Source organism: Bacillus sp. TH19 (assembly GCF_016651075.1).
Classification (GTDB): Bacteria; Bacillota; Bacilli; order Bacillales; family Bacillaceae_G; genus Bacillus_A; species Bacillus_A mycoides.
Genome location: NZ_JAEKEO010000007.1, coordinates 1,824,633 through 1,838,584, shown reverse-complemented (window position 1 = coordinate 1,838,584; position 13,952 = coordinate 1,824,633). Strand labels below are relative to the sequence as shown.

Sequence of the window (13,952 nt, the reverse complement as noted above, 5' to 3'; positions counted from 1 at the left end):
GAATGTAATCGTTATAGGTAATAATGAATTTGAACAACTATAGTAAAAAGGAAAGAAAATAATTTCTTTCCTTTTTTTATTATTTAACTACTTCATTTATTAAATCTATTAATTGATGAATTCCCTCCTCATTTGTTTTCTTAAATCCATTCATGTTTTGAATATATCTCTCCTTATTTACATACAACTTATTTACCACATCTGTAAATGTACTGGTGCTTATTCTATCTTGAAGTAATACTTCCGCATATCCTTGCCTAGAAAAATAGTCAGCATTTAAAACTTGATCCCCTCTACTGGAACCATTAGTTAACGGAATAAGCAACATCGGTTTCTTCAAAAATAACAATTCAGAAATAGCAGTAGAACCAGCCCTGGAAACTACAACACTTGCCATATTCAGTATATGTGGCAACTCTTCCCCTATATATTCAAATTGCATATAACCTTCCATTCCGATAGAAGGATCCACCTTCCCTTTACCACACATATGAACAATATTAAAACTTAATAATAATGTATCTAAACTTTTCCTTACCATATCATTTATCCACTTAGCACCTTGACTCCCACCCATTATTAACAATACCGGTTTATCTTGCTGAAATTCACAATACCTTCTTCCTCGTAATACGTTACCTCTCTCAATTTCTTCCCTTACAATTGGTCCTACATAAACCTTTTTCTCATTACTTACATTCTTCCCTGTATGAGGGAATGTTGTGCATAGTTTTGTAGCAAAAGGTAATGCTATTTTATTTGCAAGTCCTAAGGTGCTATCTGGTTCACGTATTACGATAGGTACACTATTTAACCATGCCCCTATTACTACAGGAACTGAAACAAATCCTCCTGCCGAAAAGATAACGTCAGGCTTTATTTTCTTAATTAATTTATAACTTTGTAAGCAGCCTTTTATAATTTTAAAAGGATCTTTAAAGTTCTCCCAATCCCAATATCTCCGGAGCTTCCCCGTTGAAATACTATTGTACTTAACATTTTGAACTAATAATTTTTCAATTCCATTTTGAGATCCAATATACTCAACTCCCCATCCTTTTTCCATAAATTTAGGAATCAATACCATATTAATCATTACGTGTCCGGCTGTACCGCCCCCAGTAAAGAGAATCGTTTTATTCATAACTTATATCCCACCTTTATCATTAAAAGTCTAGCTTTATAGTAATCTTTCAAATGTATATTAACTTACTATGATTTATATAAATCTTTAACTCCAGACCTATGTCTTGCAAAAGATCTTTGATGAGTTCATAAAAATCATTTCCATACTCACTACATTCATACTGAGTAAAGACTTGGATTACAGGACTAGTTCCTGTATATATTGTTTTGGGTTTTCGATTAACCTTTTCCACATATGCTCGACATGTATTTATCGCCTCATAGATGCTCAAAACATGTTCTTCTTCATCTTTCCAATCCAGCGTATCAACAATCGAAAGCGATAGCATATTTTGATTATTTATAGTCTCATAACAATTCATATATTTCTTACATCCTTTTATATTTTTCATTAAATGCAGATGTCACTACACTTCGCATACTCAAGTACATCTTTTAATGATTGCTGAAATGGGATTTCTGGAACCCAACCTAACTTTTTTATATCCTCTAATACTAAACTTTCATTTGAGCCGCTCTCACTATTCTCTGTTTCTTTTATAGTAAAATTCAACTGTGTTAATCCTTTATATTGTTCCAATACATCTAATAAAGAGCGTTTTACTCCTGATCCAATATTATATTGTTTTCCATTTATACCATCACGTAATAACACATGATACGCTTTAACTGCATCACGTACATCTAGAAAGTCTCTACTATCTTTCAAACTGTTTACTTCAATAATCGCTTTACTTCTACCCGATTCTATATCTATCATTTTTTTTGCGAGAATTGAACAAACACCATTCGATACTCCTGGACCAATTAAATTTGAGGGCTTTGCAATGATAATATTTGAATCCATTAATCCGCCCCAAGCCTCCGCAATAATGACTTGCATAGTTTTACTTAAACTATATGGATTTGAAACTTTTATGTTTTTCATACTATCTGCTTGCAATGCAGATCCTATAACTAACGTTTTACAATGCGAGGCTTCCTGCTTAATGGCTTCTAATAAATATAAAGTCCCTATTACGTTAATCTCTATATATTCCAGAGAAGCTGTCCAAGACTCATTAACTGAGTTTCTTCCTGCTAAATGCAATACATAGTCTGGTTTTATTTGTTTAATTACCTTCATTACTTCACTCTTATTTGTTAAATCACAAGTAATACCATTTTCGATTTTTTCTCTATGTGAACGATTTTGAAACATAGGAATTACATGAAAGCCCTGCTCTAAAAAATATTGGCAAGCATGACGTCCTGTGAATCCATTTGCACCAGTTATTAAAAGGCTCGCATTTCTTTTCATCGTAAAAACCCTCCTTTTTCTAACATTTGTTTCACCTCATGTTTTGTAAGTAAGTCTTGTTGAGAACTAAAACTCTTCACATCCACAAGCGGATAACTAGCATAATATTCTTGAAGTCCTTCTATAGGAATAGTCGGTAGTACCACAAAATAATTTTGATCAAAACTAATACTTGTTTTACTCTCTACCTCAGATAAAAGCATTTCACTTAATTTTTCACCAGGTCTTATCCCTACCTCTTTTATCTTCACGCTTTCTTTTTTCGAATCTTCAATCAATATTCTTGCTAAATCCGTTATTTTACATGCTGGCATTTTCATAACAAAGATTTCTCCTCCTCTTCCTTCAGATGCTGCTTTAAATAACAATCCAACAGCATCTTCAATGGTTAAGAAAAATCTAGTCATATTTGCATCAGTAATCCCTACTTTTGAAGATTGCTTAATTTGCTTTTTAAAAAGCGGTACCACACTTCCACTCGTTCCTAGAACATTTCCGCCACGAACACAAATGAATTTTGTTTTCTTCGTTTGCACATTCGCATGAACCATTAATTTTTCACCAATTGCTTTTGTCATCCCATACGTATTTGATGGATCCGCCGCTTTATCAGTTGAAACATATATAACTTTCTCAACTTGATTCTGGATAGATGCTTCAATTACATTTTGCGTACCATGTATATTTGTTTTTATAGCTTCATAAGGATAATATTCACATACTGGAACATGCTTTAAAGCTGCAAGATGAAATACATAATGTACACCTTGGCAAGCATATACTAGTTGCTCTTTATCACGAATATCTCCAATAATAAATTTCAATCTCTCTTCATTTATAAACTGTTGCTGCATTTCAAACTGAACCGTTTCATTCCTTGAAAAAACTCTAATTTCTTTCGGTGATTTTTCTAATAGTTGTTTTATAAGTTCGTGTCCCCACGAACCTGTACCACCAGTAATTAAAATTATTTTATTAAGCATTCCTTTTCCTCCTACCATACATTTCAATTCAAATTGTATTTATTAAGGTTATTGAATTATTTTCAATTGATTCAAATCATAATCGTCGTTTGTTACATTTAATTGACAAAATAAAAAAACAGAAACTATTTTTTAATAGTTTCTGTTTTTCATTTCACTTCTTAGCAATTAGATTTTCTTTATACTGTTTGAATGATAACTATATTACTGGTTTAAAAAACACCGCTCATTTATTTCTTATACTCGTAATAAAATAAAGTGAAACTTTAATTAGTGGGGATTTTGTCCATCCCCCACTGATTATTAGTTGAATCAATCGGGCTTTTACGAGCAGCCCCACCCTCACCTAACTTCTTTGCTTTAGCCGACTTTTGAGATGGGAGTCTTACTGCTCGTTAATAGCGGGATAAATGGAATGATTCATAACCAATACCACATTTAAACTCATAGAAAAGGGAGGTAATGGAATGTACCAAAGCAATTCAAACAATACGTCTAAAGAATTCTCAAAAGCACTCCCTCTCTCCCTATTCGACGTAAAAAACGAGTTACAACAAAAAAGCGATCGCATCTCTTCTGTTACCATATATAAATTAACGAAAGAAGAGCAACTTATCATCGATAAAATTAAAGCTCAGACAAAAGAACTAAATAAAAATAACGTCACAAGAACACGTGCATACTACCAATTTTACATTCAATATCCAGAAATACATTGGGCACTACTTGGGCATATCGTATCACGTAACGGTGGCTGGAATATGACAGATTTAAAGGGAGATTTATATACGAGGCTTTTATCCGAGAAAGATCAAATTACATTTTTCTCTTTTTTAGAAAGAGGAAATTGGCTCATTTTCCAAGATGTATATCCTCAATTTTTACTATATGAGCAAAGTGTAAAAAAATCAAAAAAGCTATTTCACCTTCTCACACACTTAAATGTTTCTACATTTATGGAAACAATGTGGAACTATTTTTGGAAAACAGGTAACAAAAAAACATTAGCGATCGCAACTATTGTTAATGAACAAAACTACTTAGAAAAAAGAGTTATTCAAAATGCACACTTTAAAAAGACTGTATTAAATAGTATTGGATTTAAACTCTTTGATTTTTTTCAGTTTAATCATATCCTTTTCCCATTTTACGAAAATGATAAAAAGCAAAAAGTATTACTATTTGGTGATACAATGAAACATTTCACTTCTTTGCATGAACGAATTTCACTTGGAAAACGGTTGTATTCATTGTTATTTCGGGATACACATATTTTATCTCAAATAATAAACTGGGTCCATCACCATCCACATACAGGCTCAAGAAAAGATTACTGGCCTCATTTATTTTCTAGTGTAAATGAATCTTTTTCGCGTGAGTTTTATAAACGCCGAATAAAGAAATGCCAGTTACGTAGTGACGCGTATCGTATATACAGCCCTGCACTCATCTATGCATGGCGGGATATGAAACATGAAGAAGTTGAAAATGAAGATTGGTTTAACGATTGGCAAGTTGTAAATTATTTAGTTGATAAGGAGGAAAATATAAATGGACAAATTACAGAAGACTACTGCAAAACACTCGAAAAAATTGAACTCGCAATTCTCGCAAAGAAAAATGTCCTCCTTCGAGAAGAAGAATGATTTTTTAGCATTATTAGTTACAGTCTTACTTTCTTCTATTATTGGAACTTGCTTAGATGCTTTCTTTGTGCATACACAAATATATTCCTTTCCAGTTAGACCTTTCTCATCTATATTTTCAGTTAACATAGGCTTTACGTTGTTTGTGCTACCAATTTTAACAATCATTTTCATACAAATTTCAAAAACATTATCTGCAGTTTCTAGAACTCTATTTATTATTTTAATAGGGCTTTGTGCTAGTATTTTTGAACAAGTTGCTGAGAGGTTAGGTTTATTTGTACATAACGGGAATTGGCATCATGCTTATTCTTTATTTGGATATATCATTTTCTTTTCTCTTATTTGGAAATTATATACTTGGATGCAAAAATAAAGAGACCGTTATAATAACGGTCTCTCCTTAAGCATAATCTTCAGTCACTGCTACTGAACGACTTTGAAGGCTTTTTGATCGCAAACGATATGCAACTACTTTCTTCTTATATTGCTTTACTACATCAACGTGTTCCTCGTAGCTATATACAGAAAATCTAATCTCTCTTTTTCCTTTCTTCGTCTCCATGACTATCGGTGTACCATTCCCTTGCGGCGGAAAATAATGTTTATCTAAAAATAAAGCCTCGTTAAATTCATGAATAACTTGCAGTTTCATTTCTCCTTCTATACTTTCCCCATCTACCGTTACAGTAGTATTTTCCTCATCAAGTTTTTGGTGTAACTCAAATCTACTAATAATTGATTCTACAACAGAAGTTGGCATACTAGAAACTAGTACTTTAAGAGCACCAAAAATAAATAATGTAACTATAAACCATGTTGTCATTTTAATCATCTCCATTACGCTCTAAAATGAGTAGTGTTATGCTCCTTATTACGATTCATTAATTTTCAAAATAAAAATTTCACTCCATAAGGTACTAATATACTAATAAGTATCCCTGTTACAATCATAGTTACCGAACCGATAGTTGCCTCTTTCTCTCCTTCTTTCACTAGACGGCTCACACCAATAATATGTGATGCACAGCCCATCCCCACTCCTTTTCCAATCGTACTTGTTATTCGGAAAAACTTAAGTACTGTCGGTCCGATAATAGCACCTGTTATTCCTGCAACAACTACAAAACTAGAAGTCATAGATGGAATGCCACCAATTTGATCCGCTAATGAAATGGCAATAGGCATTGTCGCTAATTGTGGTAAAGTTGTTAATATAAGTTCCTTATCTATATTTAAAATTCCACCAATCACTATATTCATACTCGTTAAAGCCACTATACCTATCACTACGCCGATTAGTATCGCTAAAAAGTTTTTCATAAGTATCTTTCGCTCTTTAAATAGAGGTATGGCTAACGCTACAATTGCAGGACTCAAAAAACCTGAAAGAATGTCTCCCCCATTTTCCTTATACTCATGATGAGAAATACCAAATATCAAAAATAAGCAAATCATAATTGCTGTAACTGTTAATACCGGTAACGTAAATGGAAACGTAAATTTTTTATATAACTTTGTCGCCAATAAATAAATTACTACAGTAATAATAATTAAGACCATTTGAATCGTGCACCTTGTCGATTTTATTTTTTTGATGTTACTAATAATTGACTTACATACCCTGAAACAATCAATGTTACTACCGTACTTGCAATTACTAAAAGGAATATAACACTCCCCTTACTTAAAAGAAAAGATCCATATTCCATTAATCCTGTTGTCGAAGGAATTAGAAATAACGGTAAAAATACTATTAACTTTTCTGCCCCTACCTCAAACCACTTTAATGGAAAAATACGAGTAGAAAGGAGTAGAAACAATATTAACATCCCTATTAAACTTCCTGGCATCGACAGATGGCATACTCCTTGAATCCACGTACCAGCTAAGCTAAACACATATAGCACGCCTACTTGAAGTAAAAGCGTCACGTACTTCATTTCTTTCCCTCATTTCCATATTACGCTTCGCTATTATGAAATCTTATTTAATGTTTCCGCAAACCTTGTAACTCCAAGCTGAATTTGTTCTACATTCGCTCTGCCAAAAGTAAATCGGATATATTCACTTTTCGAACCTAGGACGCTTCCTGGGACAAATGCTACACCATTTTGTATAGATTCACCTAGTAAATGATATTCATCAAACGTTCCTTGCACTTTGCACCATAAATGTATTCCGCCCTCAGGAACAAAAAATTCAATCTGATCCCCTAATATTTCTTCAAGCTTTCTAATTAACTCATCTCTTCTTTGTTTCAGTTGTCCACGGAGCATCGTAATATGCGTATGAAAATCCTCAGATTCTAAAAATTGGTTCGCTACCCACTGTGTAAATACACTATGACCGAAATCAACTTGCTGCTTCGCATCTGCCAATCTCTCAATTACGCGCGTGGGGCCAATTACCCAACCAATACGTAATCCTGATGCAACAATTTTTGATAATGAGCTCACATAAAGAACATTCCCATTTTGATCCATCGATTTCAATGTTGGATTCACTTCTCCATTAAAAGAAGTCAAACTATACGGATCATCTTCTACAATCGGTATACCAAATTCAGAAGATAGTTCTAAAACCTTTTTACGTCTTGCCAATGAAAGTACCGTTCCAGTTGGATTTTGATAATCCGGATTTAAAAACACCATACGAATGCGATGCTTTTTGTGCAAATCGATTAAGTCATCTGGATTCATACCATGCTGATCAACTGGTAAACGGAATATTTTTAAACCTGCTGATTTAAACATCGGAAGTGAATAACAATAGGAGGGATCCTCAATTGCAATCGCATCTCCAGGCTTTAACAAACATTGAACGATAAGATTAAGTGCTTGCTGAGCTCCAGATGTAATAAGAATAGAGCTTGAATCTGCTTCTATTTGTTTATATTGCTCGACATGTGCCGCAATGGTTTTTCGCAACATTTCATTTCCAAGCGGATGGTCATAACCGAGATTTCCCATAAATGTTTTCTCCGACAAAATTGTTCGAAATCTATCACTCGGAATTAAATCTGATGACAATTCACCACTCGCTAAATTGATTAAATCATCTTTTTGTGTTTCCGTTCGAATTTGTTGAACAAGTGGTACATTAGGTAAGAACGATCCATCCTCAACGTACCTACCCCAGTTCGGTATTCGTTTATGTGACACACCCCATATATCTGTATTCACCCGAGTGCCGCTTCCTTTTTTCCGTTCTACTACCCCAAGTGATTTCAATTCCTCATAAGCAGCTACGACCGTACTCCGGTTCACTTGTAAATTCTGTGCTAACATACGCTCGGAAGGTAATTTTCTATCAGAAGGGAATTCACCGGTAGAAATGCCTCTTTCAATGTAATCAGCAATTTGTTTATAAACTGGTATCTTATCTTCACGATTCGGTTGCCATTCCATTTAGTACCCTCCTCTCCAAGCTGGTGTCCTGAACTCATTAATAACAGTATTCACTGCAAAAATGGTATTAATCAAGCGCATGATTTAAAAATGCCTCTACCGTCACATTAAAGCTAGTAGGCTGTTCTAAATAAGGCAAGTGCCCACTATTTTTCAACTCAACGAAAGTCACGTTTCTCAGGTGTTTTTCAAATTCTCTCACATACTTTTCCGGAACAAAATAATCATTCTCTCCTCGTATTATTAATGCAGGACATGCAATGTTAGAGAGGTATGGTCTTTGATCGTAATCAACTAATTCAGCGAATAGCCTTTGAATATGCGTCGGATGAATCGTTTGTAGGGATTGATGAAATCCTCGGACAATTGCATCATTATCTTCTACTCCCATTGCTCTCAATAACGTATCAGCCCAAGTTTTCCCTTTATCCTGCAAGCTAAGTAAATCATATACTTCAAGTCGTTCTTTACGATCTGCCGGTTCTAAATAGGGAAATGCATTTACAACAATTAAGCTAGAAACAAAACGTGGATATTGAATAGCAAAATCGATACCCACTCTAGCTCCTTTTGAAAGACCACAAATTGTTACTGATTTTAGCTTTAAATGATTACATAACTCATATAAAACATTTGAATATTCTTTAAAACTAATTTCCATCCCTTCGGATTTCCCATGCCCAGGTAAATCGAGTGAGATTACGGTCCATGTCTTCTTGAAGTATTTTCTTTGATATAACCAATTATTCGAATTTCCTCCAAGACCGTGTAAAAACAATATGACAGGACCCGATCCTTCTATATTGTAAAAAATCTTTCGATTCTTATATTCAAAATACATATTCATCACCTTCAGATGTAGCATCACATATTTTTATCTTTGAATGAATATATCCAAAACGGTTCTCTTTCTAACCACTCAACTGTGCCTGAAATACCGTCTTCATACTCCCTTTCCAGCTCATCCACTTTAGTTGTAAATTGTGATGCATGTGCTCGTAATGCTTCCAATTTTTTCGGAACATATTTTTTCACTTCATTTTTAAAATCTGGAGGTCCTATTTCGTCTTCATGATTTTTCGAAAAAGCTACAGCATAAAAGGCTGGTCGTTTACTTTCCGAAATATTAGCTAAGGCCTCTACTACTGCTTCCCCTGTTGCATCGTGATCCGGATGAACTGCATACCCAGGATAGAAAGAAATAACTACAGAAGGATCCAATTCTTCAATACAGTTTTGAATCAAGCTTCTTAATTTTCCAGGCTCTTCAAATTCAAGAGTTTTATCACGATATCCCATCATACGTAAATCTTCAATCCCTAAAATATTTGTAGCTCGCTTTAACTCTTTCTCTCTAATTGTATATAAAGATTCACGAGTTGCAAAAGGTGGATTCCCCATCGCTCTCCCCATTTCACCAAGTGTTAAGCAAACATAAGTAAGAGGGGCTTTCTGCTCAGTATAAGCCAAAATTGTTCCAGCCACGCAATACGACTCATCATCCGGATGCGGGAAAACAACTAAAACGTGGCGCTCATTTTTCATCAATATATTAACTCCTTCATCATATACAAACTTTATAAAATAACGACCGCATACCAAGTAACTCCTACAAGAAGCACTAAAAGAAGAATGACATAGATAGCGGATAAGTTTTTCACATTCCTCTTTGTAGACTTACCGTAATTCTCTTCTACATTTCGTGCGACTAGTACGGTCCCAAATAGTGATACAACTACAATAATAACAACTAGTGAAATCGCAAAACTCATTGTCTTCCACCTCTCTAAGGCCAGTCTATTTTAAAGCATGAATAAAATACTACCTTTCTTCTCTTATCATAATAGAAGTTTGTAAAAAACGGACCGACCACTTTTGTGTTTTTTTGCTCATCCACTTTAAAAATAAAAAGCAACTGCTCACTTAGGACCAGTTGCTTTTTTACAAGGCTACTTATATTCATTTTCAATTAAAATTAATTCGATTTAAAAGTTTGGTCTTTTCATAATGAAACATTGATTGAGATAGCTCGAAAATTGTTCCATTTACAAGATAAACTGTATTTTCAATAAGAAGCGCTGGATCACCTTCATTTAGTTCTAAAAGCTTTGCATTTTCTTTATTTATTTTTTCACAACTAATAACTTTATCGGCAAAGCCAATATTTAATCGTAAATCCTCAATGAAATAACTGTATACAGAACTTAATGCTATTTCTTCATTCAAATAAGGAATGATATCTTTTTTGAAATAACTTACTTCAATAGAGAATGGTTTACCGTCTACAATTCTTAAACGCTTCAAAAAATATAGTCTAGTTCCAATCTCACATTGCATCCGTTCTACTATCTCTTCATTTGCCTCTATTACTTCAATCTCTAGCACTTTCGTTTCAATATTTTGTGAAACGAGATTTTTCGTTAATCCACGTAAACTTCCTAAATTAATGTAATCTGTTACAGAAGTTTCACGTAAAAACATACCACTACCTTGCACTTGAAAAATATAACCTCTATTCACAAGTTGACTAATTACTTTACGTATCGTATTACGGCTTACTTCAAATCGATTCATCAACGCTTCTTCTGTAGGTAATTTTTTCGTTTCATTAAAAAGCCCATCTCGAATGTTTTGCTCTAACACATCTGCAATTTGTTTATACTTTGCACTCATACACTTTCTCCTAAAATACTCTTTTATCTGTTATAACTCTTCTCCTCTCGTTTCGATCACATGTTTATACCAATGAAACGAAAGTTTCTTCTTACGTTTTAAGTTATCATTATGATCGACAAAAATAAAGCCATATTGCTTTTTATATCCATTTAACCAACTTAACAAATCAATAACTGACCATGCATAATAACCTTTTAAATTAATTCCCTCTTGAATTGCACACTTCATTACTTTTAAATGCTCTTCAATAAATTTAATTCGCGGAACATCTACAATTTCTCCGTCAATGATTGGATCTTCATCACCAAGTCCATTTTCCGTTACATACATCTTTATGTCACCGTAACGAGCTTTCAACATATGCAATCCATCTAAGAAACCTTCGGGAGATATTTCCCAACCCCATTTGGTATATGTTTTATCATCCATTTTTACTGTTCGATAAAAACCATCAAAAGAAGGATTACCTGGAGCAAGTGTTGAGTTTTCTCGAGAATGCTCCTCGCTCTTTATATCCATATCATATCTTTCTACTCGTATTGGCTGATAATAATTCAAGCCGATAAAATCATTTTTTCCGGCATTTTGTTTAATGATTTCTAATTCTTCAACCGTCCAATTAGGAGTCCACCCATTTTCCTTTAATTGTTGTACAACATAAGACGGATACTCACCTTTTAAAACTGGATCGTAGTACCAATACGTTTCATATTCATTCGCATGATTTGCTGCTAGTATATTTTCTTTTTGATCATCCACACTATAAGCAGGTAAGAAAACATGTGTAATCCCTATCTCCCCATACTGTTTCAGCTGCTTGTACACCGCAACTGTTTTCGCATGCGCATAAAATACATAATGAGTCGCTTGAAAATACTTTGGAACATCATTTTGTATTCCTGGTGGATGTGCACCTTTTAAATAGCCTAATCCACAAAACATTACTGTTTCATTAAAAGTAATCCAATGTTTCACTCTATCACCAAATGCCTTAAAGCAAATTTCTGCATACTTTACAAAAGCCTCTGCTGTTCGTTTATTCGTCCACCCACCATCTTTTTCTAACGGTAATGGTAGATCCCAATGATATAAAGTGGCAAACGGTACAATCCCGTACTTTAAACATTCATCAATTAAATTGTTATAAAATTCAATTCCTTTTTCATTTACCTCTCCATCTCCAGTCGGCAATATTCTCGCCCAAGAAATCGAAAAACGATACGATTCCAATCCCATCTCAGCCATTAAACGAACATCTTCCTTATATCGATGATAATGATCAACCGCTACATCACCATTTGTTCCATCGTATGTTTTGCCAGGAATTTTTGAAAACTCATCCCAATTCGTAACACCTTTTCCATCCTCATTCCATGCACCTTCTACTTGATAAGAAGCTGAAGCAGCTCCGAATAAAAAATCATGTGGAAACTTCATAATATATACCTCCGTTTCATTAGAATAAATCAAATTCATTACTACATATAAAATTTATAGGTACAAATTTTATATGTAGTAATTATAGCTTAAGTTTCGATTTTTTTCTATCATGAACGTACGATATGTAAAACTATATTTGATGTTAATTTTTAGAAAACAAAAAAGAAGCGACGTATTTCATCGCTTCTTACTATGACAATCTTTACTCTTTTACAAGTGACTTATTCGCTCTTATAACTTCTTGATAAAGTATTGGGGACCATTTTTCATTTATATAATCTTGAATTACCCAGCCAACTCTCGTAGGATTCTTTTGCTTCATATAGCTTGCAATTTCAGGATTTATGTAGGACGCATAATAATATGGACTATTCCATGCTGTACCACCAGAAGACAAGCTTGTAAAATTAATATATAGATGATTACACTCTTCACTGTTGTTAATCGTTTCATTTATAGTATCTTTAATAGATGTTACTTTCTCATCATAACTCACTTTATATTTATCTTGTACTGTTACATTTACATTTTGATTTACAGTTGTCGTAAACGTGTCATTATCTGGCCAATAAAAATTATTATATCCTCCAGATTCATTACTACCACTGTATCTTTTTAGTAGCACAATTTTCCCTCGAGCATCTCCAAGTCTTATATTCCCTTCTGTTTTTAAAAAGATAGGATCAAGAAAATAATTTTTTTCAAACGTACTACTAAATGAATCTTCTGCCCCTTTCATATCCTCATACTCTTTTTTTAAAGACATAATAATCGTTTCACTTGGATTATCTTTTAAAAATTGTTTCGCTTCATTTATAAATTCATGCAATGTTACATAAAGATATAATGGCCCATGATGAAGAACTATCGTATTATCATCTGTTAAACGCCCTCTAATATCAAAAATTCTAGCTCCGTGATCCATTTGGTAACGAAAATTATATTCTTGCGTCATTCCCCATACTTGCTTTATCGGATTTTGCAACTTGAACGTTCCACTATCATGTGTTCCTGGAATTGAAATTCGTGCTAACGGTACGTTATCGGGTATAGGTTGCATCCATTTTGACCAGTTTTCAAGCCCATTACCAGCGCTAGCAGCAACTGCTTGCTTATCATTGAAAGCAAATACAAATGTGCTAAGTATAGTACTACATATGAATAATTTCAAAATAAACTTCTTATTGCTCATTTTTATTCCTCTCTCTTTCTGTTTTATATCACACTTGTTGAATATAACATAAGCTACTTAATAAATAACATTTCATAAATATGGAATATTGCATATAAGTAAAATTTAAAAACATCCACATATTCTCATCTCAATGCATTAAAAAAATTTAATATCCCT

16 protein-coding genes are annotated in these 13,952 nt (G+C 33.6%); 2 read left to right on the top strand and 14 right to left on the bottom strand.

Going from position 1 to position 13,952, the window contains the following annotated elements; genetic code table 11:
- Positions 1-79: 79 nt before the first annotated feature.
- Genes JFU54_RS13355 through JFU54_RS13340 form a run of 4 tightly spaced genes read right to left on the bottom strand, consistent with a single transcriptional unit; the run spans position 80 to position 3,429 of the window.
- Positions 80-1,144 (bottom strand): undecaprenyldiphospho-muramoylpentapeptide beta-N-acetylglucosaminyltransferase, encoded by a 1,065-nt coding sequence (locus JFU54_RS13355; RefSeq protein WP_201064703.1) that lies wholly within the window; start codon positions 1,142-1,144, stop codon positions 80-82.
- A gap of 49 nt (positions 1,145-1,193) precedes the next feature.
- Complete coding sequence (locus JFU54_RS13350; RefSeq protein WP_201064701.1) at positions 1,194-1,538, bottom strand: DUF6572 domain-containing protein; 345 nt, start codon at positions 1,536-1,538, stop codon at positions 1,194-1,196.
- Positions 1,538-2,446: an SDR family oxidoreductase gene (locus tag JFU54_RS13345; RefSeq protein WP_002128673.1), complete on the bottom strand. Its 909-nt coding sequence runs from the start codon at positions 2,444-2,446 to the stop codon at positions 1,538-1,540. Before JFU54_RS13345 ends, JFU54_RS13350 begins: the two co-directional genes overlap by 1 nt.
- Positions 2,443-3,429: a UDP-N-acetylglucosamine 4,6-dehydratase family protein gene (locus JFU54_RS13340; RefSeq protein ID WP_088039991.1), complete on the bottom strand. Its 987-nt coding sequence runs from the start codon at positions 3,427-3,429 to the stop codon at positions 2,443-2,445. Before JFU54_RS13340 ends, JFU54_RS13345 begins: the two co-directional genes overlap by 4 nt.
- A 467-nt stretch (positions 3,430-3,896) precedes the next feature.
- On the opposite strand from JFU54_RS13340, the gene JFU54_RS13335 reads away from it, so the two are divergent.
- Positions 3,897-5,075, top strand: coding sequence for a DUF2515 domain-containing protein (locus tag JFU54_RS13335; RefSeq protein ID WP_201064700.1), 1,179 nt, complete (start codon positions 3,897-3,899; stop codon positions 5,073-5,075).
- Positions 5,050-5,451: a CBO0543 family protein gene (locus JFU54_RS13330; RefSeq protein ID WP_044442960.1), complete on the top strand. Its 402-nt coding sequence runs from the start codon at positions 5,050-5,052 to the stop codon at positions 5,449-5,451. Before JFU54_RS13335 ends, JFU54_RS13330 begins: the two co-directional genes overlap by 26 nt.
- A 27-nt stretch (positions 5,452-5,478) precedes the next feature.
- Here JFU54_RS13330 and JFU54_RS13325 read toward each other — a convergent pair whose 3' ends face one another.
- The 10 genes from JFU54_RS13325 to JFU54_RS13280 form a co-directional block, all read right to left on the bottom strand.
- Entirely contained in the window at positions 5,479-5,901 is a 423-nt protein-coding gene (locus JFU54_RS13325) for a YfmQ family protein (RefSeq protein WP_201064697.1), read from the bottom strand.
- A gap of 65 nt (positions 5,902-5,966) precedes the next feature.
- On the bottom strand, positions 5,967-6,638 hold the full coding sequence (locus tag JFU54_RS13320) for an LrgB family protein (RefSeq protein WP_016100781.1): 672 nt from the start codon (positions 6,636-6,638) through the stop codon (positions 5,967-5,969).
- Between the two features lie 23 nt (positions 6,639-6,661).
- On the bottom strand, positions 6,662-7,018 hold the full coding sequence (locus tag JFU54_RS13315; RefSeq protein WP_201064695.1) for a CidA/LrgA family holin-like protein: 357 nt from the start codon (positions 7,016-7,018) through the stop codon (positions 6,662-6,664).
- Between the two features lie 33 nt (positions 7,019-7,051).
- Complete coding sequence (gene pdxR, locus JFU54_RS13310) at positions 7,052-8,485, bottom strand: MocR-like pyridoxine biosynthesis transcription factor PdxR (protein WP_201064693.1); 1,434 nt, start codon at positions 8,483-8,485, stop codon at positions 7,052-7,054.
- Between the two features lie 67 nt (positions 8,486-8,552).
- Positions 8,553-9,350 carry an alpha/beta fold hydrolase gene (locus JFU54_RS13305; protein WP_002142829.1) on the bottom strand — a complete coding sequence of 266 codons (798 nt, stop codon included), beginning with the start codon at positions 9,348-9,350 and terminating at the stop codon, positions 8,553-8,555.
- Positions 9,350-10,030, bottom strand: a complete 681-nt coding sequence (gene bshB2, locus JFU54_RS13300; protein ID WP_201065590.1) for a bacillithiol biosynthesis deacetylase BshB2 — start codon at positions 10,028-10,030, stop codon at positions 9,350-9,352. Before bshB2 ends, JFU54_RS13305 begins: the two co-directional genes overlap by 1 nt.
- A gap of 32 nt (positions 10,031-10,062) precedes the next feature.
- On the bottom strand, positions 10,063-10,257 hold the full coding sequence (locus tag JFU54_RS13295; RefSeq protein WP_002033711.1) for a hypothetical protein: 195 nt from the start codon (positions 10,255-10,257) through the stop codon (positions 10,063-10,065).
- Between the two features lie 193 nt (positions 10,258-10,450).
- Positions 10,451-11,158, bottom strand: coding sequence for a GntR family transcriptional regulator (locus JFU54_RS13290; protein WP_002033710.1), 708 nt, complete (start codon positions 11,156-11,158; stop codon positions 10,451-10,453).
- 30 nt (positions 11,159-11,188) lie between these two features.
- Positions 11,189-12,598 (bottom strand): glycoside hydrolase family 1 protein, encoded by a 1,410-nt coding sequence (locus tag JFU54_RS13285; RefSeq protein ID WP_201064691.1) that lies wholly within the window; start codon positions 12,596-12,598, stop codon positions 11,189-11,191.
- Positions 12,599-12,803: 205 nt separating this feature from the next.
- On the bottom strand, positions 12,804-13,793 hold the full coding sequence (locus tag JFU54_RS13280) for a phosphatidylinositol-specific phospholipase C (protein WP_002014622.1): 990 nt from the start codon (positions 13,791-13,793) through the stop codon (positions 12,804-12,806).
- Positions 13,794-13,952: the final 159 nt, after the last annotated feature.

Bases quoted from the DNA above. Each gene is read 5' to 3' on its own strand.
- pdxR (WP_201064693.1), bottom strand. From the start codon at position 8,485: ATGGAATGGCAACCGAATCGTGAAGATAAGATACCAGTTTATAAACAA.
- JFU54_RS13295 (WP_002033711.1), bottom strand. From the start codon at position 10,257: ATGAGTTTTGCGATTTCACTAGTTGTTATTATTGTAGTTGTATCACTA.
- JFU54_RS13330 (WP_044442960.1), top strand. From the start codon at position 5,050: ATGTCCTCCTTCGAGAAGAAGAATGATTTTTTAGCATTATTAGTTACA.
- JFU54_RS13315 (WP_201064695.1), bottom strand. From the start codon at position 7,018: ATGAAGTACGTGACGCTTTTACTTCAAGTAGGCGTGCTATATGTGTTT.
- JFU54_RS13350 (WP_201064701.1), bottom strand. From the start codon at position 1,538: ATGAAAAATATAAAAGGATGTAAGAAATATATGAATTGTTATGAGACT.
- JFU54_RS13320 (WP_016100781.1), bottom strand. From the start codon at position 6,638: ATGGTCTTAATTATTATTACTGTAGTAATTTATTTATTGGCGACAAAG.
- JFU54_RS13290 (WP_002033710.1), bottom strand. From the start codon at position 11,158: ATGAGTGCAAAGTATAAACAAATTGCAGATGTGTTAGAGCAAAACATT.
- bshB2 (WP_201065590.1), bottom strand. From the start codon at position 10,030: ATGAAAAATGAGCGCCACGTTTTAGTTGTTTTCCCGCATCCGGATGAT.
- JFU54_RS13340 (WP_088039991.1), bottom strand. From the start codon at position 3,429: ATGCTTAATAAAATAATTTTAATTACTGGTGGTACAGGTTCGTGGGGA.
- JFU54_RS13305 (WP_002142829.1), bottom strand. From the start codon at position 9,350: ATGCTACATCTGAAGGTGATGAATATGTATTTTGAATATAAGAATCGA.
- JFU54_RS13345 (WP_002128673.1), bottom strand. From the start codon at position 2,446: ATGAAAAGAAATGCGAGCCTTTTAATAACTGGTGCAAATGGATTCACA.
- JFU54_RS13325 (WP_201064697.1), bottom strand. From the start codon at position 5,901: ATGACAACATGGTTTATAGTTACATTATTTATTTTTGGTGCTCTTAAA.
- JFU54_RS13355 (WP_201064703.1), bottom strand. From the start codon at position 1,144: ATGAATAAAACGATTCTCTTTACTGGGGGCGGTACAGCCGGACACGTA.
- JFU54_RS13280 (WP_002014622.1), bottom strand. From the start codon at position 13,793: ATGAGCAATAAGAAGTTTATTTTGAAATTATTCATATGTAGTACTATA.
- JFU54_RS13285 (WP_201064691.1), bottom strand. From the start codon at position 12,598: ATGAAGTTTCCACATGATTTTTTATTCGGAGCTGCTTCAGCTTCTTAT.
- JFU54_RS13335 (WP_201064700.1), top strand. From the start codon at position 3,897: ATGTACCAAAGCAATTCAAACAATACGTCTAAAGAATTCTCAAAAGCA.